This window comes from Bowdeniella nasicola, assembly GCF_900107735.1.
GTDB classification, from domain to species: Bacteria; Actinomycetota; Actinomycetes; order Actinomycetales; family Actinomycetaceae; genus Bowdeniella; species Bowdeniella massiliensis.
Window position 1 is genome coordinate 21,593 of the sequence record NZ_FNQV01000011.1, and the last position, 25,282, is coordinate 46,874.

The following is a 25,282-nucleotide window of genomic DNA, read 5'->3' on the forward strand; positions in this document are numbered from 1 at the left end:
CATTGATGCAGGTGGCGAACAGAGCGACGGTGGTCAACGCAAATCTCCTAAGGCAGCATCCACGACAGGATGGGGGTTGATTGCAAGCCTACGAGTAGGCACAGCACAATGAGCAGGCCAACGGACCAACCGACGACCTTTCGAAGAATGTCAGACTCTCGACCGACCAGGCCGACGGCAGTCGCCGCGATCGCGAGGTTTTGAGGACTGATGAGCTTTCCGACGACGCCACCGGAGGTGTTTCCGGCGACGAGGAGCGTCGGATCGATATTGGCATTGATGGCAGCGGTTTGTTGCAACGTGGCAAACAGTGCGTTAGCGCTGGTATCTGATCCGGTCACCGCGGTACCAATCCAGCCAAGGATGGGAGAAAGGAAGGCAAAGGCCGCCCCCGTCCCAGCAATCCAGGTACCGATGGCATGGGTTTGCCCCGAGAAGTTCATGACGTAGGCGAGCGCCAGGACCGAACCAATGGTCATGAAGGTAAACCGAAGTCGGCCAAGCACCTCGATGAATGTCCGGGCGGCTTGCTTCGCCGATACCCGATACACGAGGGCGACAATGACTCCCGTCAGGATCAAGATCGTGCCAGGAGATGACAGCCAGGACAGGGTATAGACCGTTGAGATCGATACCTCGCCCGCAGCAGTCAGGACTCGGCCATCGAGGCCCGGCCACCCGAAGGTGAGGTCGGTTGCAGTCAATGCCGACGTGACAGGCCGCACGAGCTTGGCGATGCCAAAGACCACGACGACGAGGATGTAGGGCACGAGCGCCATCGCAATCCGCTGGGCAGTGAGTTCGCGGCGAGCGGTCGGCGCGATAGCCTCGCCGCCGGCTTCTTGCCGCAACCGCTCTTGCGCTTCCTTGGTTCCTCTCGGCCGCCAAACTTGCAGGAAGGCGACACATGCGGCCAGCGCCAGCAATGAGGCGATGACATCGGTGAGCTCGACGGAGATGTAATTCGCCGAAATCCATTTGCCGAGCGCGAAGGACACACCCACGACGAGGGCTACGGGCCAGACGTCGCGCAGTCCGCGCACCCCATCGGTCACGAGCAGCAGGATGAGCGGGATGAACCATGCAAGTGACGCGGTCTGGGCAGCCACATACCCGCCGATTTCGTGGTAGTCGATGCCGGTGAGGTTTCCGGCCGTGATGATCGGAATGGCGACGGCGCCAAACGCGACGGGCGCCGTATTAGCGATGAGTACCGTGACCGCGGCCCGCATCGGACGGTAGCCGACGGCGACCAGCATGACTCCCGTGATGGCTACCGGTGCACCGAAACCAGCAAGCGCTTCGAGTAGTCCACCAAAACAAAAGGCAATAAGGATCGCGAGAATCCGAGGATCATCGCTCACCAGGCCAAAGGTCGCCCGCAGGTCTTCAAATCTGCCGGACACAACAGTCAGCTCATAGAGCCAGACCGCTGCGAGAACGATGTAGGTAATGGGAAAGATTCCGAAGGCCGCGCCCTGGGTGGCGCTGAGCAATGCCAGGGATGCGGGCATCTTGAATGCCGCGACCGCCACGATCAGGGCAACGGCCAGCGATGCGAGGCCCGCCAGGTGAGCTTTCCACCGCAGAATACCGAGCGTGACGAACATCGTCACGAGGGGCAAGAGCGCCACGAGGGCGGAAACCGCGAGGCTGCCCAAAGGGGCTATGTCGGGCTGGAACGTCATCGTCACTCCGGTGATCATGGCCATTACTAGATATGGTTAGACCATACATGTATGGTCTAACCTTACAAAATTGGCGCAACCCGACATAATTGGTCTCATGCAGGCGAGTGTCGATGCGGTGCTGCGTTACATCGACGACGAAATCACGAGCGGCCGCCTGGTCGCCGGGGACCAAGTCATGCCCGAACGCGAACTGGCCTCCCACCTGGGGGTCTCGCGCACCGCGGTGCGCGAAGCCATCAGAGTTTTCCAAGCACAGGGCATCATGACCTCGGGGGTCGGTCGCGGTCCTGCGAGTGGAACGAGGATCTCGCCCTCTCCTGCCGATGCCCTGGCTACGCTGGTCCGACTCCACGTCGAACTCGGCGGTTTTGATCTGTCTTCGATCATGGAAACGCGAATCGCATTAGAGACATCAAGTGCGAACCTTGCGGCCGATCGCGCCACTGACGAGCAGCTGACGGAAGTTGCCGCACTGGCGAGAAAGATGGCTCGGCCAGACCTTGATCTCGACGGATTCAACGAACTCGACACGGAATTCCATATCGCGATCGCTCATGTGAGCGGCAATGACCTGGTGGCTGACCTTACCCACGCCGTGCGCGCCTCGGTGGCGGCCCCCATTTATCGCGCCTCGCGCGAGTTGGAGGACTGGGAAGCGTTTCGTCGCCGGCTAGCCTCGGAGCATCAGGCGCTAGTCGATGCCCTGCGTTCGCGCGATGCGAAGCGCGCTGCCGAGATTGCGGAACACCACATCCGCACCGCCTACTCGGAGCTTTTTACTTCTGCGGAAACGACTTCCAAAACGCTCGCCACACCTCGACATGAGCAGCGCTAGCAAGTTTGTCGTGATTGACCGCCAGGGTCGATTTATCGCCGGCAGGTTTGGTCTGGATATTGACACTGACCTTGGAGCCATCGTCCAGGTCGCAGCGCCAGTAACGCCACTTCTCGGTGGAGCTGACGCGCGGCTCCCCCACGGTCACGGTGCCCGCAAAGTCTTCGCGCCCGGCGGTCATCGTCTGCCACGTCGACAGCGCCTCGTCCATATCGCCCGCCAGCGTGCGAGATACCGTTACCGAAAAGCTCCCATCGCACGTTTGCCCCACCTGACGCACGCCAATGGCCTGCTCGAAGGTGACCGCGCATGACTGCGCCCACCACTGCGGACTGCTCGATTTGCCTTCAGCCTCAATGGCGGCGAGCGCCACGCGGGCGATCTCAGTGTGAGAAGCATCGGAATGCGGCGTTAAGATTGCCAGCCACCGGTCCCAGGAGATTCCCGACCCCGTCTCGCATGCTTTGATTTCGAGGTCGTTCACGTCAGCTCCTGCACAACCTTGGTGATGAGATCCTCGGGCAGCTCACCATCGAGTTCGAACCATAGACTGCCCTTGCCTCGGATATGCGGAGCAAGTTCTTTGCGCAGTTCGTCATCGTGCGGCACCGGATAGATTCCCACATGGTCTTTGATTCCAGAGATGAACACGAGGGCCCGCTTCTTCGGGTCCGCCTTGTAGCCAACGATGCCGTAGCTCAGCACATGATGAAGGTCTGGCACGATCGAGCGTACGAGCGAGCGCAGCGCCAGAAACTGCTCGCGCGCATTGGCCGGCACTTGAGCTATGTATTCCTCAACGGTTCGGGGCTTGGCGCTCGCGTTGGCGATCGTCCACGACTTCTTCACCATCGCTTCCAACACCGCAGCGTCGATGTCGGCGAGCTTGTTGACGTAGAGGCAGGACACCGAGCTTCGGTGCTTACCGAGCTCTTTCAGTTCGGTGCCGTAGTGTTCGAAGCCTTCCGAAAAATAGATCGCAATGGCGCTCTTTCGCGGACTGAACGAGAGTTGGGGCATATCGCCTTCACGACCGGAGTCGTATCGATATTGCTGGCTACCGAACCCGATGATGGATGGCCCCCACATCACTGGCTCCTTACCCGAGATCGTCTTCATCATGGTGATGAGCTCTGCTGATTCTGCTTGGCGACGCTCAGGGACCGTCTGAAGAAACTCCGCGAAGGAGACCTCCGTCGGCATCGTTTTGTTCTCTGCCATGGCGTGAGTCTAGTGTGCTGGCCACACCCCCACCACAGATGCGGCAATCTACTAGACTCTCATTCGTGCTGCCCCACGCCATTGGTTTCGATCGCGAACGATACATCTCTCTCCAGTCGCAACAAATTGATGCCCGACGCCAGCAAATCGGCGGCAAGCTCTACCTGGAGATGGGCGGCAAACTCTTCGATGACATGCATGCCTCCCGCGTCTTGCCAGGCTTCACGCCCGACAATAAGATCGCGATGCTCCAGACCCTCGTCGACGAGATCGAGATCGTCGTGGTCGTCAACGCTAAGGATCTGGAACGCCAGAAGGTCCGTGCGGATCTCGGAATTCCGTACGAGGATGACGCCCTGCGGCTCGTCGATATTTTCCGCGAGCGAGGTTTCCTCGTCGACAATATTGTTTTGACCCAGCTGGATGAAGCCAACGCCGCTGCGCGGTCTTTCAAGAACCGCCTGGAGCGGCTCGGGCTGAAAGTTAGTCGCCACCGCACAATCAAGGGCTATCCGGCCGATACGCGAACCGTTGTCTCGAAGAACGGTTTTGGACGAAACGAGTACATCCAAACAACTCGTGACCTTGTCATCGTGACGGCGCCAGGGCCGGGGTCGGGAAAGCTTGCGACGTGTCTGTCGCAGATCTATCACGATCACGAGCGCGGCATCCAATCGGGCTACGCCAAGTTCGAGACCTTCCCGATCTGGAACCTGCCCATCGATCATCCGGTGAATCTCGCTTACGAGGCTGCAACTGCAGACCTCGATGATGTCAGCCTGATCGACCCTTTCCATCTCGCCGCCTACGGCGTCCAAGCCGTGAGCTATAACCGCGACGCCGAAGTCTTTCCGCTCCTCAAAGTCCTGCTCGATGAGATTGCGGGCGGCTGCCCATACCAGTCGCCCACCGACATGGGCGTCAACATGGTCGGCTCGTGCATCTCCGATGACGAGGTATGTCGCGAAGCCGGCCGGCAAGAGATCATCCGGCGCTACTACAAGGCGCTCGTCGAAGAACGCCGAGATGAACTCGATCCCACGATCTCGCAACGGATTTCGTTGCTCATGGGCAAACTCGGCATCACGCCCCATGACCGAGCGGTCGTGCGCCCCGCGCTTGAGGTTGCCAAGCGCACGAAAGGTCCGGCCTCAGCGATTGAGCTCGCCGATGGACAGATCGTCACCGGCAAGACGACTCCCCTGCTCGGCTGCAGTGCGGCAATGCTGCTGAATGCATTAAAGGTACTCGCAGGTATTGACGATGAGGTTCAGCTTCTCGCGCCGGCGTCGATTGCTCCGATCCAAACGCTGAAAACTGAGCACCTGGGGAGCCGGAATCCAAGGCTTCACACCGACGAGGTCCTCATTGCCCTGTCGGTCTCGGCGGATTCTTCGGAGTACGCCAGGCAAGCGCTAGCCCAGTTGAAAAAGTTGCGCGGTTGCGAGGTCCATACGACCACGATCCTCGGCTCGGTTGACGAGAGCATCTTCCGAAATCTCGGTATTAACGTCACGAGTGAGCCTCAGTACCAAGTCAAGACCCTCTACCGAAAGCGGTGACCGTGGAGTTCCTTAAAGCCCAGAGCCACACGCTATTTGTCTATGACCGCCTGGAGAACCGGGCGGTAGTCCAGCAGGACTTCGGCGTCAACGATGCCGATGCCTATGACGCCCTTGATACCGCGCAGGAGCATTACGAAGACACCTCACGCTACGGTGTCTTCCTGCTCGGTCAGCGGGCGCAGACCCGCTATTAGCGGCTTAGCCGTGAACGAAGCCGTGCAGGTGATCGCGCTCGGCTTCCAAGTCATCGAGCCGCGACTTCACGACATCGCCGATCGAGACAATCGCGACAAGTGTGTCCCCATCCATGACGGGAAGATGACGGATTCGCCGCTCGGTCATCTTTGATGCAAGCGTTTGAATCTCATCGCTGTTCACACACGTCTCGAGATCACTCGTCATGATCTGGGAAACCTGACCATCCACCGATCCCGTTTCAGCAATGCGTCGCACGACGTCACGCTCTGAGACGATTCCCACGACCTGATCGTTGTCGACAACGACGACCGCTCCGATCGAGTGCTTGCTGAGGGTAGACAGCAGCTGCGAAATGGTCGAGTCCGAGGTCAGGGTCACGACATCCGTGCCCTTCTTCTTCACGATATCTTCTACACGCATGTGTCGAAGGTAACACGGAACTGACGTGGCGACGAGGTCTGGGGAACGCAGGCCCCGTCTTTTAGGTCAGCGCCACGTGGGATGCCAGGGATGTTGCTGGTTAGTGACCTTGGCCGCTGTGGTGGTGTAACGCGGCCTTCTCGCTGACCATCGCATGGTGGGCGATCGCGTCGGCCAGCCGGTCAGAATTACCAGAACGGGCGGCTCGCACGATCTCTCGGTGGACATCGAGGAACTGCTGCGGGTCATCGTGCTGCGTCACGATCCACACCAGACGCGTTTCGATCCGTTCGACGATTTCTTGCAGTATCGAGGAGCCGCAGTGCTTGCGTGCAAGCGCATGGAATTCCGCGTTGAGTCCGATTGCGTCCCCGGTATTGCCGGCATCGATCGCTTCCTGGGTGCGACTGAACAGATCCTCAATCTCTGCAAGCGCATCTTGCGTCATCGCGCTGGCGAGTCGGCTAAACAGAATCTGATCGAGCGCCGCTGAGACACTGATGAGGTCGTTAAGCTCCTCAATGGAAGTCTCGCGAACGAAAAAACCGCGCCGCGGGCGCCGTTCGATCAGGCCACTCGTCGCCAATTCTTGCAGTGCTTCACGAACGGGCACACGCGAAATACCGAATTCTTCAGCAAGAGCGGCCTCGCCGAGTCTCTGACCAGGTGCGAATGTCTGGTCTAAAACCCGTTTCTTGACTTCTGTCGCCACCATTTGCGCAAGGGTTTGATGTGCAACTCCCGGAATTACCATGCCTCAAGGGTACAGAGACGAGTTGGTTTTGGGCATCCGTGTCGACAACGCATGGATCACAAAAACGGTTAGTGTGATCTGCTTGGAATTCACGTCACCTTGCGTCATTACGACCCGTCCAATGAGGACCCTCCACCCCCACCAAAACAGCACCGGAAAAATAAAACTGACTATAGATATGAAAAAGAGTAGAGCATTTTTCTACCGGATCGGCGCTGCTGTGAGCGCGGCTGCATCGGAGATCGCTGCCCGCTGGCACTGACCGTAACCGCATCGCCCCCCGGCCCATGCACCTCCCGCAGCAGGGAAGGCGGGGAGAGTCACAATTTAATGTATTCCGCGAAAGCGTTGCCCTCAGCATGCTGAGATTCTTAGATTGGACAGCCTCAGACACTGCCGTCACGGGAGAAGATCGTGCCGAGGCTGCTGCGCTACGCAATTAACCTCACCCTTGACGGTTGCTGTGACCACGAGGCAGGGGTTGCTACGGACGAGGAATTAATGGAGCCTCGGTGACGTGGAATGTGCAGCTCTTGCGAGGCGATGTCGAACAAGCAGTCCGCGACCTGAAGGAACAACCGGGCGGCCTCCTCATCGTGGGTGGCGCGAGACTCCCCCAATCCCTCGCGAAATGGGGCTTGATTGATGAATACGAGTTCGTGATCCACCCGATCGTCGCGGGCCATGGACCGAGATTGCTGACCGGTTTACCTAACAGCTCCGTCTCGAGCTCCTCAGGCGTCGTACCTTTGCCTCCGGCGCCGTCGCTGCGCTCTACCGACCGGCGACAACGCTCTGGAGGATAGAAAAAACCCGGAATCGCGAGCGATTCCGAGATAAAATCAGCTAAAGTGACTTACATTGTGGAGCTAAGGGGATTCGAACCCCTGACCTCTTCCATGCCATGGAAGCGCGCTACCAACTGCGCCATAGCCCCGTGAAGCGAGTTCTACTTTACCTAGCGGGACTCGCCATTGCCAAATCCGCAGACCGTGCCGTAGCTCACCACGGCCCCATGTTGTGGACTCGCAATCGCCATCCGGGGCGGTCGGCAAAGATGCCAGATTCGATTTCGGTCCAGTGACAGTTATCGAGGCCGCGGAAGACAGGCTGGGCTGTGTCTTGGACACCCAGCAGGCTGCGCAGCGTCTGGGTGATCGCCGAGCCGTGAGAGACAACGATCAGGGTGCTTCCCCGCTCCCCCTTATCGACATAGTCCATCACTCCTTGGGCCATTCGAGTGCCGACGGCGATCTTCTCTTCAAGCCCAAGGCCCTCGGGAGAACCACCAGCGCGCCATAGGGCGTAAGGCTCGGGGTATTTCTCGGCTAGCTCGGCACCGCTGAGGCCCTCGAATGCACCAAAGCCGCGTTCCCGCAGTCGGATATCGGTCTCGACGATCACATCGAGGCGTTCGGCGATCGCTTCGGCGGTCGCCAGGGCTCGGGACAGATCCGAGCTGACCATGCGCACAGGCCTGGTATCGAGATATTGGGCGAGCGAGCGGGCAGCGGCAGCGGCTTGCTGACGCCCGACCTCGTTGAGCGGGATATCGATCTGACCCTGGACTCGTCCGTCGGCGTTGTGATCGGTTTGACCGTGCCGAACGAAAACGACTCGATCAGTAGTCACTGCTGTCCTCGAGCGCGTTTTCGCGCGAAAGCTGGGTAATGTCCTCGGGCAGCGCGATGATGGGGCAATCGTGCCAGAGGCGCTCCAGGGCATAGAATTCTCGCTCATCGGCGTGTTGCACGTGGACGACGATGTCGCCGAAATCGAGGAGCACCCAGCGCGCCTCGGCGTAGCCTTCTTCGCGCTTTTGTTTCACGCCGGCGTTGCGCAGCTGGAGCTGGATTTCCTGGACGATGGCTTGCACTTGGCGTTCATTGGCGCCGGTGGCAAGGACAAAGGCGTCGGTCAGGGGCAATCGCTCGGAGACATCGAGGGCGACGATATTCGTGGCCTTCTTATTCGCCGCGGCGCGGGCCGCCACGATTGCTAGGTCACGGGACTCTTCGGTTGCAGGCACTACGCTCCTATTGGTGAGGCGATAAGCGTGATGATGGACATGGCAAGGGCAGCGGGGTCCCCGTCGCGCACCTGCTGGGCGGCGAGGAAAACCAGTACCGCAAGGACAACGACGGCGAAGATGATCAGGACGATCTGCAGCCACCGCGGCGTCGTGCGCTCGCCCGCTTCGCTTGCGGGCTCACTTTCCTCGGGAAAGCCCGCATGCTCGGGTGCGCCCTGGGCTTGCCGTAGGGAGCGGCGCGAGAGTGGAGCGGGGCTTTCCGCTTCCTCCTCCGATTCCTCGGTTTGGGCCTCGAACAGCGAGACGCGCGGCGGGATTTCCTCCTCCGCCACCTCGTCTTCGGGCTCCGGCTTTCCTGCTGGCGCATCCGGCGGCGCGGGGCTCTGCTCCTCGGCAGTCTCGGGTTCGGGCGAGTCCGGATCAGGAGCTTCGGGCGCTTCGGGCTCAGGCTCGTCTTCGGCAGGGACGGGCACGGGTTCCTTCGGCGGTTCTACCGTGATCTGCTCCGGCGTGCTGGCAGGACTCTGCGCTTCATAGTCCTGCGGCCGGAGCGTCTTGATTTCGCCCGTGGCCTGGTCGACGATGCGAACGCCTTGCGCCGTCGTCGGTGGGGCGATGGTGCGATACTTCGGCCCGCGCCGGCGCTTGTCCGCGATCTCGTCTTCGTCGAGTCGGTCAACCAGGGCTTCGCGCAGCGAGCGGCGCGATGGCTCGGGCTCGCCATCGGCGCGCGGCGGCCGGGGCGGGATGAGCTCGCCGTCGATGCCCTCATCGATGGTGAAGGCCTCGGTGAGCGTAAGCTCACCGGTGGCGATGGCGTTTCGCTTGGCTTCTTCTTCCTCGGCCCGGCGGCGCAATTCGCGGCGGGTGAGAGGAGCGTTTTCCTGCTCGGCTTCCCAGCGCTTGCGCATTTCCCGGCGCGACAGTGGCGCCTGATCAGCCATCACGCACCTCGTTTCGCACGGAACGCTTGCGCGAATACAGCTCGTATTTGGCGATGTACTGCACGACGCCGTCGGGCACCAGGTACCACACAGGTTGACCGGCAGCGACGCGTCGGCGGCAATCCGTCGAGGAAATGGCCATCGCAGGAACCTCCAGCAGGGATACTCCCGCCTCGGGCAGTCCCGCGTCGTCGAGCTCATGGCCCGGCCTGGTCACTCCAACGAAATGCGCGAGCGAGAAAAGCTCATCGGCATCCTTCCAGGTAAGGATCTGCGAGAGCGCGTCGGCGCCGGTGATGAAGAAAAGCTCGGCCTCGGGGTAGGTCTGGCGCAGATCGCGCAAGGTGTCGATCGTGTAGGTGATGCCGGCACGGTCAATATCGACTCGGGAGACGGAGAACCGCGGGTTGGAGGCGGTCGCGATGACCGTCATGAGGTAGCGGTGCTCGGGTGTTGTGACATCGCGATCGAGCTTGAAGGGCTGGGCGCCCGTCGGCACGAAGATAACCTCGTCGAGATCGAAGATGTCTTGGACCTCGCTCGCTGCGACGAGGTGACCGTGGTGGATGGGATCGAAGGTGCCACCCATGACGCCGATCCGCAGACGCGGTCGATCCTGCGGCGGTGTGGTGGACTGTGAAGACGTCGTTGGGGCCATAGCCGACTAGTGGCGAGTCCACACGCTCCGGAAGGCGTAGACCGTGAGTAGGCCGATCATGAGCAACGCAAACGCGATAATGCCGTACATGATGGGCGGCATCGGCAAATCGACGGGCGTGAGGTGTGCAGCTTCAGCGGGCAGCTTCACGAGCGAGCTGGTCATGGTCTGGCCTCCAGGCAGCATGGGTACTTCGACTCCCCCTAGTGTGGCACGAAAGCGCCACGTCATGCCAGGTGTGCCATCGCGCGAGGGTTAGGCCTCGGCGTACAGGCGCAGCAGGCGCGCAACTTCGGCTTCCTGGGCGGCAGTGGCGGGAGCAAACCAACGCCGGGAGTCAACGACATCGGGATGCTCGGCCAGATATTCGCGCACAGTTCCCGTAAACACCTTGTTCAGGTGCGTTGAGACGTTGATCTTCGTCATGCCCGCGCGGATCGCGGCCTGCATGCCATCATCGCTCACGCCCGAGGATCCGTGCAGGACGAGCGGCACCGGCACGGCGTCGCGCAGGGCGGCAATGAGATCGAAATCAAGTTCGGCGCCCCGCGTCGTCATTGCGTGCGACGAGCCAACCGCGACTGCCAGGAGGTCGACACCGGTATCTGCGACGAACTGGGCCGCATCACCCGGGTCGGTGCGAGCCGACGGGTCATGTACCCCGTTCTTGCCGCCGACCTCACCGAGCTCGGCTTCGACGCTCACGCCCGCGGCACGCGCGTATTCAACAATGCGGGCGGTCGCTTCGCGGTTCGCATCGTCGGGCAGGTGGGAGCCGTCGTACATCACCGAGGTGAAGCCTAGGTCGATCGCGCGGCGGCACAGCTCTTCGTCTTCGGCGTGGTCGAGGTGGACGATAACTGGGACGTCCGCCGCCTTGGCGACCGAGAGCGTGCCCAGGGCGATCGGCTCGAGCATGCCATCGTGGTACTTGACGGCGTTTTGCGAAATCTGCAGGACGACGGGCCGCTCGGATTCTTCGGCGGCGCGGGTGAAGGTGCGGGCGTTTTCGAGGTGGATGACGTTAAAGGCGCCAAGGCCAGTGCCATCGGCGGCGCACGACTGGGCGACGGAGTGAAGGTCAGTCAGCATCAGAGTTCTTTCGTTATGACTCGTGGGAGGAAGGCCGCGAGGGTTTCGGGGTTGATCCGGCCGGCGACGGGCTCGGCCACCGCCGCCGCGCCGGCTGCCACAAGGTGGGGCACGTCCGCGTCGGTAAGGAGGGTCTCGGCGACGTCGCAGCTGGTCAGCGGAGCAGCGCCGGGAAGGGCGGCCACCCGCGGGGCCATGGCGGCGATGGCGGCCGCGACGACCGCGTCGCCGGCGCCAACGGTGTTGCCGCGCACGTCCGCTTCCAGCCAGGCGTGCACCGGTCGGCGGCCGGGCGCGTGAACCTCCAGGCCCTCGGCGCCGCGCGAGACGATGACGACGCCAGCGCCGGATTCCTGCAACGCGGCCACGCCACGTGAAAGGTCCTCGGTTCCCGTCGCTGCGGCTAGCTCGAGGTGATTCGGCTTAAGCACGTGCGCTCCCGCCTGAGCTGCCGCCACGAGGAAGGACCCGGAGGTATCGGCGATGACGAGGTGGCCGTCCTCGCGGGCGCGCGAAATGAGCGAGGTGTAGGCAGCCACGGGGCTACCCGGCGGGATCGAGCCATTGAGCGAGAAGACCGCGCGAGTTCCCGCGGCCGCAGAAATCTCGCGCAGCGTCGCCAGCGTGTCACTCGTGAGGGCCTGCCAGTCGGACTCATCGACACTCGGGCCGGCCTCGTTGAACGCGGTGGCTCCCGAGTCATCGACGACTGTCGTCGTCGTGCGTAGCGAGCCTTCGATCAGTGTGAAGCGCGCGTCGAGATGGTCGATTCCGGCAAGGAACTCCTGGGCGAGCGCGCCGCCAATAAACCCGCCCACGGAGGCGGCAATCCCGAGGTCGGCGAGGACGTTGGCGGCGTTCAGGCCCTTGCCACCAGAGATCCGCACAATGTCTGAGACGCGGTTGGCCTCTCCGAGCTGGAGGTTATCGACGCGGTAGGTGACGTCGAGGGCGGGGTTGGGGGTGACGATGTGGATCGGGGCGATCATTGCGGCTCTCCTGGTTCGCGGGCTGTCCCCATCCCATCACAGCCGGCGGGCTCGATCACGATTTCGCCGGCGGCCACGAGGGCGCGATAGCCGGCCCCCAAGCACTGCGACCAGCTGCCGAGCTTGGCGGGACGCACCGAGGGCATCGGCGAAATTCGGAGCCGATGCGTCAGCGCCTGCGTGAGCGGCTCGGTGAGATCCGCGCCCGCTCGCGCGAGCCCGCCGCCGAGCACGATATCCATCGAACCGAGGATCGCCAGCGTCGCGCCAAGCGAACGTGCCAGCAGGGTCACGGCCACCTCGATTGTGGCGCGCGCGTGATCGTTGCCGGACCTAGCGGCGGCAAAGACCTCTTCGGCACCGTTGATCTCGCGGGCCGGGATCCCGCTGCGGCGCGCATACTGCTCGACGATTCCCGATGCCGATGCGTAGTGTTCCAAGACGACGTCCCGGCCGTGCAGGGAGACGAGCGCTTGCCCGAGCTCGCCTGCATAGCCGTGGTTGTTGAACGTCGTCCCGGCGAGCACGACGGCGGCCCCGATCCCGGTGCCGATGGCGAGGTAGATCATGGTGGGAGAGCCGGTCCCCCACACCATTTCTGCGAGCGCGCCGGAGCGAACATCGTGCCCGAAGGCAACCGGGGCGCCGATTGCTTCCTCGAACATCGCCTTCAGCGGCGCATCACGCCACCCGAGGTTCGCGGAGTAGACGCCTATCCCGACATCCTCATCGACGATGCCGGGCACGGCGATGCCCACATGATTGACGAGTTGAAGCCCCATCTCAACCGCATGCGCACGCAATTCGCGGGCGAGGTCGGCCAGTGTGTCGGCCAGCGCCTGCGGCTCTTGCGGGGTCGGCCTCGTGCGCTGCGCCGCGAGCACCCCGCAGGGCGCCACGAGCCCGGCCTTGATCGTGGTCCCGCCGACGTCGAGCGCAATCGCGTGGGTCATGATGCCCGCTTAGTGTTCGTCGTCAGTAAGAATGACCGACCGGGTGAGGTGGCGCGGCTGATCGGGGTTGAGCCCCTTGGCCTCGGCCCGCGCGACCGCGAGGCGCTGCGCCAACACGAGGTGCGCCATCGGATCGAGGTCGGAGGTCACGAACTCCGCGCCGGTGGCTGCCACCTGGTCCGCGAGGCCCGCGGGGGCCTTGCCAAAGACCCAGGTCAGTCGACCCGGCTGGGCGATAGAGATCGGGCCGTGGCGGTATTCCATCGCGGGATAGTTCTCGGTCCATGACTGGGACGCTTCCCGCAGCTTCAGGCCCGCTTCGGCCGCGAGGCCGATGGTCCAGCCGGTGCCGAGGAAGGTGATCTGGTCCGCCTCAATCCACGAGGCAGGCAGCTCAGCTTCCAGGGCCGTGTGTGCGTCGGCGATCGCTGCCGTGAGATCTTCTCCGAGGCTGGCGCGGAAGAATGCCAGGGCGGAGGTGGCGAATCGGGTCTGGACGACGGATTCCTCGTCCGCAAAGTCAAGGACCACTTCGTCATCGACGGCGCCGCGAGCCGGGCCGTCGCCGACCGCCGTCAACAGGACCGTCGGCGCGGTGCCGTGCACGGCCTTCAGGACGTCGATGATCTCAGTCGTCGTGCCCGAGCGGGACAGGCAAATGATGCGGTCGTAGTCGCGGTCGGTCGGGAACTCCGTCGCGGTATAGGCATCGGAGATACCCTTGCCGGCAGCGGTCCGCGCGGCGCAGTAGGACTGCGCGATGAACCACGAGGTGCCGCAGCCGATTACAGCTACGGATTCGCCGTCGTGTGGCATGACGGATGCGGACTGCTCGGCGACGGCGACCGCCTGCTCCCACATCGCTGGTTGGGTAAAGATCTCGGTCTCGGTGATGCTCACGTCAGCTCCTATGCGCGCGTCGCATTGTTTTGATCGTTTTCAAACACTTCGATCATATTCGATCATCAGATGATCGGCAACTAGGTGAATAGGAATGCAAAGATGAGGAAGGTTGGGATCACGAGCACCGTCGTTGCCATGACCACTCCCCTGGCGATGTCCTGCCCGGCTCCCACGCGATGGGCTGCGAGGTACGCATTTTGGGCGGTCGGCAGGCCCGCCATGCAGGTCACCGCAAAGAGATCACTTCCGCCTAATCCCAGGCCGTAGCGAGCAAGAAGGTATCCGATCGCCGGCTGGATCACGAGCTTAATGACCGTTGCGAGCGCAATCGGCGCGGTTGCCGCACGGTAGAGCTTTGGGGACTGGCCCACAAACGACAGCCCGAACGCAATCAAAATGCAGGGAACGGCTGAAGATGCGACGACGTCGACGACGTCGAGGATAACTGCCGGCGGACGTAATCCAGCAACCGACAGCGCTGCGCCAGCAACAGCCGCCCACACCAGGGGATTCTTCCCGACCGTGATGGCTACCGACCTCACGGTGGGCCGGCGATCGGCGGCGAGGATGTCGGCGAGCACGAAGAGCGTGGGAGTTAGAAACCCCACCTGGAACATAATGACCGGAGCAACGTGCACCGAGGAGCCTAAGACGTAGGTCGCAAGCGGCACCCCAAGGTATGCGGCATTGGCAAGGGAGGCACCCATAGTGCCGATCAAAGTCCGTTCACCGCTTAGGCGCAGCCCCCAGCGACCGATAACAGCAAACATCCCAGCTGCCGCGAGGCCGGAGACCGCCGCGACGATGAGCGGCGCCCCGAGTAGATCGCCCACGTGAGCGTTGAGCAGCGTGAGGAAGACGAGCGCGGGCAGCCCCACGAGATAGACGAGCCGATTGAGCGCGTCTTGCGCGGACGTCGGCATGAGTTTCGTCCGCCCGAGCAGCCAGCCGAGGCCGATGACTGCCCACACCACCGCTAACCCGGATACGACGCCGCTCATACGGCGATCGTGTCACGTCAGCGAGCCGCGCGCCCCGAGCGCCAGAGCGTGAGCGGTACGCACGATCCAGGTGATTGATCCTGTTAAAGTGTGGAGTCAAGGAGTCACTATCAAGCACTGCTGACGGGATCACGGATGAACCGCCATGACCGCCTTGCCTCGATCGCTAGTCACGTTCAACGCTTAGGCAATATTCGGGTCGATGACGTCGTCGAGACGTACGGCGTCTCGCTTGCCACCGCGAGGCGAGACCTCGACCTCTTGGCGGAGCAGCATCTTCTCGTACGAACCCACGGCGGAGCATCGCGCGCGCCGGACTCAGCAACGCTGCCGGTGAACTTCCGCACCGGTCGCGCGGCCGCCGCAAAGAACCGGATTGCTGCCGCGGCTGCGACGGTCGTCTCCCCCGGTTTCGTCGTGGGCCTTAATGGCGGAACGACGACCACCCAGGTAGCGCGCGAGTTGGCGGTGGCGAACCTGCCTATGCCGGAGGGCCAGCCACGCCTGACAATCGCGACCAATGCCGTGAATATCGCCTACGAAATGACGGTTCGAGCCGGTATCCGAGTGGTGGTCTCGGGCGGGGTGGCCCGCGCCCATACCTACGAGCTCACCGGCCCCCTCGCCTCCGATTTCTTTGCTGACCTCTGCCTGGATGTCTTGTTCCTCGGCGTTGACGCGATCGACGAACGCGGTGGTTACGCCACGGATGATCGCGAGGCAGCGGTAAACCAGTCGCTTGCTGCAGCGGCCCGCCAGGTCGTCGTCGTGGCTGACGCCGAGAAGCTTGGCCAGCGCGCATTTGCCCGCATTATTCCGGCGCAGCGGATCGACACGCTCATCACCGACGCACCGGCGTCCCACCCCACGCTCGTGGCACTCAGCGAGCGCGGCGTGACCATCATGTCGGTGTAATTTCCACCATTGTTTCTGATCGATTATGATCGGTTATGCTCCATTGAGTCGTCAGTGAGGACATCTCGCGCCTGTTTCTCCCCGGACCTATACCGCGTCGTTGGCCCCAAGCAGTGACGGTGGTCGTCTTACGCTCCCCATCGAGGAGGGGATGGATGAGGAAATCCGCGCCCTTGTCGAACGTCTCCGGCCCGACGCCGTACGCAATTCCGATGGGACGGAACTTCCAGACATCGCAGCCGAGCTCGTCGAGAAGGTCTACTCGGCATACTTCCCGGCGCGCGGCAACATGGATTTCGCGCGGGCAAACCCCGAGACCCTGACCCACATGTTCCTCATGTCCGCGCCGATCACGGCGCTCGGCGAGAACGCACTATCGATCCGATTGATCGATGGCTACTTCACCGACCAGCTGCGCCCCGATACGAGCGAGGCAGCGCTCGCCTACCTGCAGGTCATCGACCGCACGAGCGGGAGCGAACTCGATCGCAGCGCCTACCGCATCGAGGGCGAGGGCCACGACGCGACCGTCGTCATCACCTCCCCCACGCCCTACCACGTCTACACGGCGGCCTTCCTTGCCGAGCAGGTCTGGGACTCCACCCAGATGTACAACTACATCACCAACGATTGGCACCTGGATCCCAGCCGCGAGAGGGTCCGGCCCTACGAGGTGCGCCTGCCCAAGGTCTGGGATTTCATGCGCGATGCCATCAAGGACTGGTGCGAGGCCCACCCCGAGGTCGACGTCGTTCGGTTCACGACGTTCTTCTACCACTTCACCCTCGTGTTCAACTCCGAGGGCGTCGAAAAGTTCGTCGACTGGTTCGGCTACTCGGCGTCCGTCTCGCCCGAGGCGCTACAGGAGTTCGCCACTGAATACGGCTATGAGCTGAGCGCGGAGGACTTCGTGGACGCGGGCTACTACAACTGCCCATTCCGGGTCCCCACGAGCGCCTACCGCGATTGGATCGCCTTCCAGCACCGCTACGTCACGGGCAAGGTCAAGGTCCTCGTTGACGCCGTCCATGAGGCCGGCAAAGAAGCCATGATGTTCCTCGGCGATAACTGGATGGGCACCGAGCCCTACGGCGAACTGTTCCCGAGCATCGGGATGGACGCCGTCGTGGGTTCGGTGGGCTCGGCGGCGACGTGCCGCATGATCAGCGACATTCCCGGCGTGAAGTACACCGAGGGCCGCTTCCTGCCCTATTTCTTTCCCGACGTTTTTAACCCCGAGGGTGACCCGGTTGGCGAAGCCAACGAATCGTGGTTGACGGCTCGACGAGCCATCGTCCGCTCGCCGCTGACCCGTATCGGCTACGGCGGCTACCTCTCGCTTGCCACCCAGTTCCCGACTTCATAACCGCATCGAGGAAATCATTACCGAATTCCGCTCGCTGCACGAGATGTCGGGGGGCGAGCGCCCCGCGACCTCACGCCACAAGGTCGCGATCCTCAATTCCTGGGGCAGCCTGCGAACCTGGCAGACACACATGGTCGCCCACGCCAAGTGGTACAAGCAGATCTACACCTACCTCGGCGTGATCGAGTCCCTCGCGGGCCTGCCCTTTGACATCGAATGGCTCTCCTTTGACGACATCCGCGAGGGCGTGCCCGACGATATTGCCGTCCTCAGCAACGCGGGTGCGGCCGGAACCGCGTTTTCCGGCGGCGATAACTGGGCCGATGAGAAGGTCGTGACGGCCGTGCGGCGCTTCGTCGCCGGCGGTGGCGGCTTCATCGGTGTGGGTGAGCCCTCGGCCTATACCCCGCCGGCGCGGCAGGGCTATCCGCAGGCAGGAGCGGGAGCGATCCTCCAGCTTGCCGACGTGCTCGGTGTCGACCGCGAAACCGGATGGTCGCTCTCGACGAATAAGTACCCCCAGGTAAGCGATCACGAGATCGCCTCCAAGCTCGGCGAGGAGTTGTGGGCCGGGGAACGTCCCGGCGATGTATTCGCTACGACGGCGAGCATTGTGCGGCTGCACGAGGACAGCGTCGATATTGCCGTCAACTCCTATGGCGAGGGACACGCGGTCTACCTGGCAGGCCTGCCGTACTCGGTGGAAAACGCGAGGCTGTTACACCGCGCGATTATCTGGGCCGCGACCGGCGGCCAGCATGACCTGCGCGAGGTGTGGTTCACGAGCGATCCCGCGGTGGAAGTCGCTTTCTACCCCGGCGCCGGCCGACTGTTTGTTTATAACTCCAGCCACGAGAGCCGCCAGGCCGTGCTTTACGGTCCGGCCGGAGAGGGACTGGAGGTCAGCCTGCGCGACCTCCAGTCCACCTGGATCGAGCTCGACTAGCGATCCTCGTCCGGATCGGTCCACAGGCCCGCGTCGCGCTCGTGCCAGAGCTCTTCGCGGGCTTCGGTCTTGGCGTCCATCCGCTCGCGGTATTCGCGGCGCCGGTCCTTCGTCGTTCGCCGGCTGCGCTCATCGAGTCGGTTGTCGGTGCCGCGGGCCCCAAGGAGTTCGGCGCCCGTCGTCATCGTCGGCTCCCAGTCGAAGATGACGCCACCGTCCATGGAACCGATGACGACTTCATCGCCGGGCGTGGCGCCGGCCTCAAACAGGCCGTCTTCCACGCCGAGCGTCGTGAGGCGATCGGCGAGGTAGCCGACGGCCTCGTCGTTGGCGAAGTCCGTTTGGCGCACCCAGCGTTCCGGCTTGCTGCCGCGGATCTGGAAGACCGGCTGGCCGCCGCGTTCATGCCGCGTGATGGTGAAGGCGGGCCCTGCCTCCTCGCGCGTGGCGAGCGGACGTAGCACGACGCGTTCTTCCGGTTGCGGTTCTTTCGCGCGGGCGCGCAGCACGGCCTCGCCGAGCGCGTATCCGAGTTCCGTGAGGCCCTCGTGGGTGGCCGTCGAGATCTTGATGACCGCGTAGCCCTGCTCGCGCAGATCCCCCTCGACGAACTCGGCGAGTTCGCGGGCTTCGGGGACATCGATCTTGTTCAGCACGACGATGCGTTCGCGCTCCATCAGCGGGATTGTGCCGCCGGAGATATCGAGATCGGCCGCGTACTGGGAGAGCTCGGCCTCCAGCGCGTTCAGGTCCGAGATCGGATCGCGGTTGGGCTCCAGTGTGGCGCAATCGAGCACGTGGACGATGACGGCGCATCGCTCGATATGGCGCAGAAACTCGAGCCCGAGGCCCTTGCCCTGCGCGGCGCCCGGGATGAGGCCAGGCACGTCGGCGATGGTGTAGCGCTTGTCCCCCGCAACGACGACGCCGAGGTTAGGCACGAGGGTCGTGAACGGGTAATCGGCGATCTTCGGGCGCGCCGCACTCATCGCGGCAATGAGCGAGGATTTTCCGGCCGAGGGGAAGCCCACGAGCGCGACGTCCGCAATCGATTTGAGCTCGAGCACGAGGTCGCGTTCCTCGCCCGGTTCACCGAGCAGCGCGAAACCGGGTGCCTTGCGCTGGGGCGAGGCGAGGGCCGCATTGCCGAGACCACCCTTGCCGCCGGCGGCGGCAATGTACTGGGTGCCAGCGCCCACGAGGTCGGCAAGGACCTGCCCGTCACGTGATTTCACGACGGTGCCATCGGGCACCCGCAAGATGAGGTCCTCCCCGTTGGCACCTACCCGCAGGTCGCCCTTGCCCTGTGTGCCCGAGGTGGCGCGGCGATGCGGCAAGCGGTGGTAATCGGCCAGGGTGGTGATCTGCGGGTCGACCTCGAGAATGATGTTGCCGCCGTTACCGCCATTAGCGCCGTCGGGTCCACCGAGCGGCTTGAACTTTTCTCGGCGCACCGATGAGCAGCCGTTGCCGCCGTCGCCCGCCTTGGCGTGGAGCGTGACGCGGTCGATGAATGTCGCCATGATGGGCCCTCCTAGGGGTCTGGCTTTTCAACACTAACGGGCGGACAGCCAAGCTGCCCGCCCGTTAGGATCTGCGCGACGGAAACCGTGCGCGAGTGTCTTAGGCGTCCTGCAGGACGACGTCCACAACCTTGCGGCCGCGGCGATCCGCGAAGCGAACCGCACCGGCTTCAAGCGCGAACAGCGTGTCGTCGCCGCCCCGGCCAACGTTCTGGCCGGCATGGAACTTGGTGCCACGCTGACGGACGAGGATCTCGCCAGCCTTGACGATCTGGCCGCCGAAGCGCTTCACGCCGAGGCGCTGAGCGTTGGAATCGCGGCCGTTGCGAGTAGAGCTCGCACCCTTCTTTGTTGCCATGATGTCCCTCTCTGACTTTTCGGCGCGTTAGCCGTTGTCGATGCCGGTGATCTTCAAGCGGGTGAGCTTCTGACGATGGCCCATGCGCTTGCGGTAACCGGACTTGTTCTTGTACTTCACGATGGAGATCTTCGGGCCCTTGTCGTCGCGGACGATCTCTGCCGTCACGGCGACCTTGGCCAGGTCCTTCGCGCCCGTGGTGATCTTGTCGCCGTCCACGAGCATGAGGGGCGCTAGTTCAACGGAGTCGCCGATCTCGCCGGCCATCCGGTCAACGACGACAACGTCACCGACGGACACCTTCTCCTGTCGGCCGCCGGCCTTGACGATCGCATACACCACGTTGCTGCTCATCTCTGTCGATTCGGGCGTAGCTTAGCCGCGATCTGATCGCGGGAGGGCTACGCAATGTTTCTACGTACGAAGCGCCGATTGGCGCACCGAGGATCTAGATTACGTTACTTGCCGCCCGGGCGGCAACCTCCAGATCCCGTTGGGTTGGCTATTTTGTTGTGTCCTTGGGCACGTCGGGCGCGACCGTCGAGCTTGTGGCTCGCCGGGAACGCCGTGCGGGCTTGGACGAGCCCTCACCGGCAACGACGCTCGCGGTACCGGCCGCGATCGTCGGGCTCTGCTCGATGACGACCGGCTCGCTGATCGCATCGGGGGCCTGCGAGGAGGATGTTGCGCGGCGGCGCTTGCGCGGTTTGGACTCCGGCTGCTTCACTTCCGGCTCCGGCTTTTCCTCCGGCTCCGGCGTCGCGTCGACCTTGGCGATGGCCTCGCTGACCGCACGCTCCTCGGCCTCCTCCTTGGCGTGGCTGCCCGCGGCTGCCGCGGCAATCGTCGCGAGCGTGGCCTTGACGGCCTCGCGGGCTTGCGCTGCGGCGTCGTCGTCATCGGGGATGTCCTCGGAGGCGCCCTTATCAGGTGACGGCGCTGCGTCGTGATTGTGGGAGCTTGTGGACTTCTTCTTGCGGGACCGGCCCGAGCGCTGCTCGCCGCTGGCCTCCTTTTCGACGGGTTCGTCGTGGACGAGGAAGCCGCGTCCACCGCAGTGTTCGCATGGCTCCGAGAACGCCTCCACGAGGCCCTGGCCCACACGCTTGCGGGTCATCTGTACGAGCCCGAGGCTCGTGACCTCGGCGACCTGGTGGCGGGTGCGGTCCCGCCCCAGACACTCAATCAGTCGGCGCAGGACGAGGTCGCGGTTGGATTCGAGCACCATGTCGATGAAGTCAATGACGATGATGCCGCCGATGTCGCGCAGCCTCAGCTGGCGAGCGATCTCCTCGGCCGCTTCAATATTGTTCTTCGTGACCGTCTCTTCCAGCGTCCCGCCCTTGCCGGTGAACCGGCCGGTGTTGACGTCGATCACGGTCATGGCTTCCGTCCGGTCGATGACCAGCGAGCCGCCGGAGGGCAGCCAGACCTTGCGGTCCATTCCCTTAGCGAGCTGCTCATCGATCCGCATCGCGGTAAAGACGTCCTCCGACTTGTTCCACTTCTCGATTCGGTCAACGAGATCCGGGGACATGTCCTTGACGTAGCTGGAGACCGTTGAATAGGCCTCCTCGCCCGAGATGACAAGCTTGGCAAAGTCCTCGTTGAAGACATCGCGCACGACGCGCACGGCGAGCTCGGGTTCGCCCTTGAGCAGCACCGGCGCTGACTTGGCCTTCTTCGACTTCTTCTGGATGTCCTTCCAGATCGACATGAGGCGGTCGACGTCGCCGCGCAATTGCTCTTCGGTCGCGCCCTCGGCCGCGGTACGGACAATAACGCCCGAGCCGTCGGGAACGATGTCCTTCAGCAGCTTCTTCAGCCGAGTCCGCTCCGATTCGGGCAACTTGCGAGAAATACCGGTCATCGCGCCCGAAGGGACGAGGACGAGGTAGCGTCCGGCAAGCGTGACCTGGCTCGTGAGGCGGGCACCCTTGTGCCCGATCGGATCCTTGGTGACCTGCACGAGGACAGAGTCTCCGGAGGACAGCGCCTGTTCGATACGACGAGGCTGGCCATCGAGGTTGACGGCATCCCAGTTCACCTCGCCGGCGTATAGCACGGCATTGCGGCCCTTGCCGAGGTCAACGAAGGCCGCCTCCATAGAGGGCAACACATTTTGTACGCGACCAAGGTAGACGTTGCCGACCATCGAAGTTTGGGTGCGGCGCGCGACGTAATGCTCGACGAGGATGTCGTCTTCGAGGACGGCGATCTGGTTCAGGCCATCCTTTTCGCGCACGACCATGATGCGGTCGACGCTCTCGCGGCGAGCGAGGAACTCGGCTTCGGTGATGACCTGACGGCGCCTGCCTGCTTCCCGGCCTTCCTTGCGGCGCTGGCGCTTGGCTTCGAGCCGGGTCGAGCCCTTCAGCGGGGTGACTTCGGCACGGGCACGCTCGCCGGCATCGCGGCGCCGACGGCGGCGCGTGCGGCGCGATGAGCCCTGCTCATCGCTATCGTCGTCCTCATCGTCATCGTCCGAGGACTCGTTGGGCTGGGAGGTCTCCTTATTATCGGAGTCTTGATCGGTGCCCTCTTGCGACTTGCGGCCGCGTCCGCCGCGGCCACCGCGGCGGCGGCGCCGAGTGCTTGAGCCACCGGAGCGGTTCTCATCATTGTCCGACTCGTCCTGCTCCTCCGCTTCATCTGCGCTGTCGTCCGCATCTTCGTCATCGGAGTCATCCTCGGCAGGCTCGTTGCGCGCCGGGCGCGGGTTGCGGGTGATCTCGGGCGGCTGGAAGAGCAGGGTCGCGGCCGGAATTTCGATGCCAGCCTCGGTCTCGTCCTCTTCGACAGTCTCGTCCTCGTCCGTCACCTCGTCGTCATCGGCCTTGAGTCCGAGTTCCTGTAAGACGTCGAGTTTTTGATCCTCGGTCCGCTTCTTAGCCGGCGCTTTGCGTCGCGCCGAGGGCGCTGCCGGTGCGGATGAAAAGAGCGGCAAATCTGCCGCGTCGGGCGTAGTGTCCACGCTAGTACTCCTGTCGGCAACGCCGCACACCACGCGCCGATTGGCGGGGGTGCACCACACAGGTGCACCAAAAGTCTGACAATCAGCCGTATTTCACCAGGAAACGGGCTGGTTCCGATCTGCTGTCTGCAGCGACGATAACTACGGCGCATCAAGCGGATCGGACAGCCACGGCGCAGGTGCGCTACACCGTGGTGCTGGTTGAAAGTATCGCACACTACGGTCCGCTTCTCGCGCTGCGGGACATCGACACGCCGGAGGCGAAAGAAAAAGGACCCCTCCGTTGAATGCCGCCTTTTCCGAAATGTCCGGTTTGCAGGCCTAACTTTGACACTGTGTCGACATCGATCCGACACCACTGTCAGGAAGCCGGGACCATGGTCCCTAAGTCATGACTTAAGTCCCAATTACCCTGAGATCACCATCAGCATTCATGCGACCGAAAGGCAGATCGGTGGACGCACTCGACCTCGCACGGTGGCAATTCGGCATCACGACCGTTTACCACTTCATTCTTGTTCCACTGACGATCGGTTTAACACCGCTTGTCGCCCTCATGCAGACCATGTGGTACAAGACCCAGAAGGACCACTGGCTGCGACTGACCAAGTTCTTTGGCAAGCTCCTCATCATTAACTTCGCGCTCGGTGTCGCCACCGGTATTGTCCAGGAGTTCCAGTTCGGCATGAACTGGTCCGAATACTCCCGGATGGTCGGCGACATCTTCGGCGCTCCGCTGGCAATTGAGGCACTGGCCGCGTTCTTCCTCGAGTCCACATTCCTCGGATTGTGGATCTTTGGCTGGAACCGACTAAGCAAGAAGATTCATCTGTGGACGATCTGGCTCGCCGCGATCGGCGTGAACCTATCGGCCTACTGGATCCTCGTTGCCAACTCCTTCATGCAGCACCCCGTCGGCGCGAAGTTCAATCCCGAGACCGGCCGCGCCGAACTCGATGACTTCATCGCCGTCATTACCAATAACACGGCGGTGGCAGCCTTCACCCACACCGTCACGGCCTCGTTCCTGACCGCTGGTACCTTCATCGCAGGTATTGCGGCGTGGTGGATCGTTCGAGCGGTTCGCCAGGGTAAGGAAGCACAGGCGCGCGAAGTCTGGCGTCCGGCAGCCATCTTCGGCATGATCACGATCATCATATCGGGCATTGGCGTGGCCATCACCGGCCACTACCAGGGCCAGCTCATGAGCCAGCAACAGCCCATGAAGATGGCCGCGGCCGAAGCGATCTGTGAAACGGAAAACGGCGCAGGACTCTCGCTGCTGACCATCGGTGACCTGACAAACGACTGCGATCGCTCCAAGCACATCCTGGTCATTCCCGGCCTCGCCTCCTTCATGGCCTCCAACGACTTCAACGGGGAGTTCCCCGGCGTGAAGGACGTGCAGGCCGAGATGCAGGAACGCTACGCCGAACAGTTCGGACCGGATCAGGATTACACGCCCAACCTGTTCGTGACCTACTGGTCCTTCCGACTCATGATCGGGCTCGGAGTCTTCTCCGCGGCCCTTGCCGGCGCGGCCCTCTTCCTCCTGCGCGGCGGCAACGTCACGAATAAGAAGTGGTTCGCCACCCTTGGCCTGATCGCCATTCCGATGCCGTTCCTCGCCTCCAACCTCGGCTGGATCTTCACCGAAATGGGTCGCCAGCCCTGGGTGGTGGCCCCGAACCCGGCAAACCCCGTCGATAACGTGTACATGCTGACTGCCATGGGCGTCTCCCCCTCGGTGACCTGGCTGCACGTCATGATCTCGATGGTGCTGTTCACGCTGCTGTACGCAGCCCTGGGCGTCGTGTGGTACAAGCTCATGGCTCGCTACACGAAGGAAGGGATCGACTCCGGTCACACGCCGGATCACGACCCCGAGGCCGATGATTCCGCTACCCAGATGACCTTCGTCTACTAGGCCCGAAAGGAGAACGA

At 62.9% G+C, this 25,282-nt stretch carries 25 protein-coding genes, 1 tRNA gene and 1 pseudogene; 7 read left to right on the forward strand and 20 right to left on the reverse strand.

Annotated elements, in window-relative coordinates:
* Positions 1-47 precede the first annotated feature (47 nt).
* On the reverse strand, positions 48-1,706 hold the full coding sequence (locus BLU67_RS08885; RefSeq protein WP_092565273.1) for an L-lactate permease: 1,659 nt from the start codon (positions 1,704-1,706) through the stop codon (positions 48-50).
* 79 nt (positions 1,707-1,785) lie between these two features.
* On the opposite strand from BLU67_RS08885, the gene BLU67_RS08890 reads away from it, so the two are divergent.
* On the forward strand, positions 1,786-2,526 hold the full coding sequence (locus tag BLU67_RS08890; protein WP_092565127.1) for a FadR/GntR family transcriptional regulator: 741 nt from the start codon (positions 1,786-1,788) through the stop codon (positions 2,524-2,526).
* Here BLU67_RS08890 and BLU67_RS08895 read toward each other — a convergent pair.
* Both BLU67_RS08895 and BLU67_RS08900 read right to left on the reverse strand, forming a co-directional pair.
* Positions 2,468-3,010, reverse strand: a complete 543-nt coding sequence (locus tag BLU67_RS08895; protein WP_092565129.1) for a hypothetical protein — start codon at positions 3,008-3,010, stop codon at positions 2,468-2,470. The genes BLU67_RS08890 and BLU67_RS08895 overlap by 59 nt on opposite strands.
* Positions 3,007-3,747: a DUF1801 domain-containing protein gene (locus BLU67_RS08900; protein ID WP_092565131.1), complete on the reverse strand. Its 741-nt coding sequence runs from the start codon at positions 3,745-3,747 to the stop codon at positions 3,007-3,009. The genes BLU67_RS08895 and BLU67_RS08900 overlap by 4 nt, the downstream gene beginning before the upstream one ends.
* A gap of 68 nt (positions 3,748-3,815) precedes the next feature.
* On the opposite strand from BLU67_RS08900, the gene BLU67_RS08905 reads away from it, so the two are divergent.
* Both BLU67_RS08905 and BLU67_RS08910 read left to right on the forward strand, forming a co-directional pair.
* Positions 3,816-5,309 (forward strand): DUF1846 domain-containing protein, encoded by a 1,494-nt coding sequence (locus BLU67_RS08905; protein WP_410002423.1) that lies wholly within the window; start codon positions 3,816-3,818, stop codon positions 5,307-5,309.
* A 2-nt stretch (positions 5,310-5,311) separates the two neighbouring features.
* A complete protein-coding gene (locus BLU67_RS08910) occupies positions 5,312-5,506 on the forward strand; it encodes a hypothetical protein (RefSeq protein ID WP_092565135.1) in 195 nt (64 codons plus the stop codon).
* Between the two features lie 4 nt (positions 5,507-5,510).
* Here the strand turns inward: BLU67_RS08910 and BLU67_RS08915 are convergent, their stop codons facing one another.
* Both BLU67_RS08915 and BLU67_RS08920 read right to left on the reverse strand, forming a co-directional pair.
* Positions 5,511-5,930 carry a CBS domain-containing protein gene (locus tag BLU67_RS08915; RefSeq protein WP_092565137.1) on the reverse strand — a complete coding sequence of 140 codons (420 nt, stop codon included), beginning with the start codon at positions 5,928-5,930 and terminating at the stop codon, positions 5,511-5,513.
* A gap of 100 nt (positions 5,931-6,030) precedes the next feature.
* Entirely contained in the window at positions 6,031-6,684 is a 654-nt protein-coding gene (locus tag BLU67_RS08920) for a GntR family transcriptional regulator (protein ID WP_092565139.1), read from the reverse strand.
* Between the two features lie 524 nt (positions 6,685-7,208).
* Between BLU67_RS08920 and BLU67_RS12695 the strand changes: the two genes are divergently transcribed.
* Positions 7,209-7,490, forward strand: coding sequence for a dihydrofolate reductase family protein (locus BLU67_RS12695; protein WP_410002424.1), 282 nt, complete (start codon positions 7,209-7,211; stop codon positions 7,488-7,490).
* A 58-nt stretch (positions 7,491-7,548) separates the two neighbouring features.
* Here the strand turns inward: BLU67_RS12695 and BLU67_RS08930 are convergent.
* The 11 genes from BLU67_RS08930 to BLU67_RS08975 form a co-directional block, all read right to left on the reverse strand.
* A tRNA-Ala gene (locus BLU67_RS08930) sits at positions 7,549-7,621 on the reverse strand.
* A gap of 65 nt (positions 7,622-7,686) precedes the next feature.
* A complete protein-coding gene (locus tag BLU67_RS08935; protein ID WP_261977086.1) occupies positions 7,687-8,316 on the reverse strand; it encodes a histidine phosphatase family protein in 630 nt (209 codons plus the stop codon).
* Entirely contained in the window at positions 8,306-8,713 is a 408-nt protein-coding gene (gene rsfS, locus BLU67_RS08940; RefSeq protein WP_092565143.1) for a ribosome silencing factor, read from the reverse strand. The genes BLU67_RS08935 and rsfS overlap by 11 nt, the downstream gene beginning before the upstream one ends.
* Positions 8,713-9,660, reverse strand: a complete 948-nt coding sequence (locus tag BLU67_RS08945; RefSeq protein ID WP_092565145.1) for a hypothetical protein — start codon at positions 9,658-9,660, stop codon at positions 8,713-8,715. The genes rsfS and BLU67_RS08945 overlap by 1 nt, the downstream gene beginning before the upstream one ends.
* Positions 9,653-10,318, reverse strand: coding sequence for a nicotinate-nucleotide adenylyltransferase (nadD, locus tag BLU67_RS08950; protein ID WP_092565147.1), 666 nt, complete (start codon positions 10,316-10,318; stop codon positions 9,653-9,655). Before nadD ends, BLU67_RS08945 begins: the two co-directional genes overlap by 8 nt.
* A gap of 6 nt (positions 10,319-10,324) precedes the next feature.
* Positions 10,325-10,483: a hypothetical protein gene (locus BLU67_RS12280; protein WP_176780762.1), complete on the reverse strand. Its 159-nt coding sequence runs from the start codon at positions 10,481-10,483 to the stop codon at positions 10,325-10,327.
* A 90-nt stretch (positions 10,484-10,573) separates the two neighbouring features.
* Positions 10,574-11,410 (reverse strand): class II fructose-bisphosphate aldolase, encoded by an 837-nt coding sequence (locus tag BLU67_RS08955; protein ID WP_092565149.1) that lies wholly within the window; start codon positions 11,408-11,410, stop codon positions 10,574-10,576.
* Complete coding sequence (locus BLU67_RS08960) at positions 11,410-12,399, reverse strand: 1-phosphofructokinase family hexose kinase (RefSeq protein WP_092565151.1); 990 nt, start codon at positions 12,397-12,399, stop codon at positions 11,410-11,412. Before BLU67_RS08960 ends, BLU67_RS08955 begins: the two co-directional genes overlap by 1 nt.
* Positions 12,396-13,352, reverse strand: coding sequence for an ROK family protein (locus BLU67_RS08965; protein ID WP_092565153.1), 957 nt, complete (start codon positions 13,350-13,352; stop codon positions 12,396-12,398). Before BLU67_RS08965 ends, BLU67_RS08960 begins: the two co-directional genes overlap by 4 nt.
* A 9-nt stretch (positions 13,353-13,361) precedes the next feature.
* Positions 13,362-14,252, reverse strand: a complete 891-nt coding sequence (locus tag BLU67_RS08970) for an SIS domain-containing protein (protein WP_092565155.1) — start codon at positions 14,250-14,252, stop codon at positions 13,362-13,364.
* Positions 14,253-14,332: 80 nt separating this feature from the next.
* Positions 14,333-15,256 (reverse strand): AEC family transporter, encoded by a 924-nt coding sequence (locus BLU67_RS08975; RefSeq protein ID WP_092565158.1) that lies wholly within the window; start codon positions 15,254-15,256, stop codon positions 14,333-14,335.
* Between the two features lie 135 nt (positions 15,257-15,391).
* Between BLU67_RS08975 and BLU67_RS08980 the strand changes: the two genes are divergently transcribed.
* Together BLU67_RS08980 and gnpA are read left to right on the forward strand one after the other, a co-directional pair.
* Positions 15,392-16,171 (forward strand): DeoR/GlpR family DNA-binding transcription regulator, encoded by a 780-nt coding sequence (locus BLU67_RS08980; RefSeq protein ID WP_092565160.1) that lies wholly within the window; start codon positions 15,392-15,394, stop codon positions 16,169-16,171.
* A gap of 151 nt (positions 16,172-16,322) precedes the next feature.
* Positions 16,323-18,483, forward strand: a pseudogene (gene gnpA / locus BLU67_RS12700) (1,3-beta-galactosyl-N-acetylhexosamine phosphorylase).
* Here gnpA and obgE read toward each other — a convergent pair.
* From obgE to BLU67_RS09005, 4 genes are all read right to left on the reverse strand, one after another.
* Positions 18,480-20,006, reverse strand: a complete 1,527-nt coding sequence (gene obgE / locus BLU67_RS08990) for a GTPase ObgE (protein WP_092565162.1) — start codon at positions 20,004-20,006, stop codon at positions 18,480-18,482. The pseudogene gnpA and the gene obgE sit on opposite strands and share 4 nt — an antisense overlap.
* A 100-nt stretch (positions 20,007-20,106) precedes the next feature.
* Positions 20,107-20,364 (reverse strand): 50S ribosomal protein L27, encoded by a 258-nt coding sequence (gene rpmA / locus BLU67_RS08995; protein WP_092565164.1) that lies wholly within the window; start codon positions 20,362-20,364, stop codon positions 20,107-20,109.
* A gap of 27 nt (positions 20,365-20,391) precedes the next feature.
* A complete protein-coding gene (rplU, locus tag BLU67_RS09000; RefSeq protein WP_092565166.1) occupies positions 20,392-20,718 on the reverse strand; it encodes a 50S ribosomal protein L21 in 327 nt (108 codons plus the stop codon).
* A 148-nt stretch (positions 20,719-20,866) separates the two neighbouring features.
* Complete coding sequence (locus tag BLU67_RS09005) at positions 20,867-23,338, reverse strand: Rne/Rng family ribonuclease (RefSeq protein ID WP_222842444.1); 2,472 nt, start codon at positions 23,336-23,338, stop codon at positions 20,867-20,869.
* A 433-nt stretch (positions 23,339-23,771) separates the two neighbouring features.
* Between BLU67_RS09005 and BLU67_RS09010 the strand changes: the two genes are divergently transcribed.
* Entirely contained in the window at positions 23,772-25,265 is a 1,494-nt protein-coding gene (locus BLU67_RS09010) for a cytochrome ubiquinol oxidase subunit I (RefSeq protein WP_222842445.1), read from the forward strand.
* Positions 25,266-25,282 lie beyond the last annotated feature (17 nt).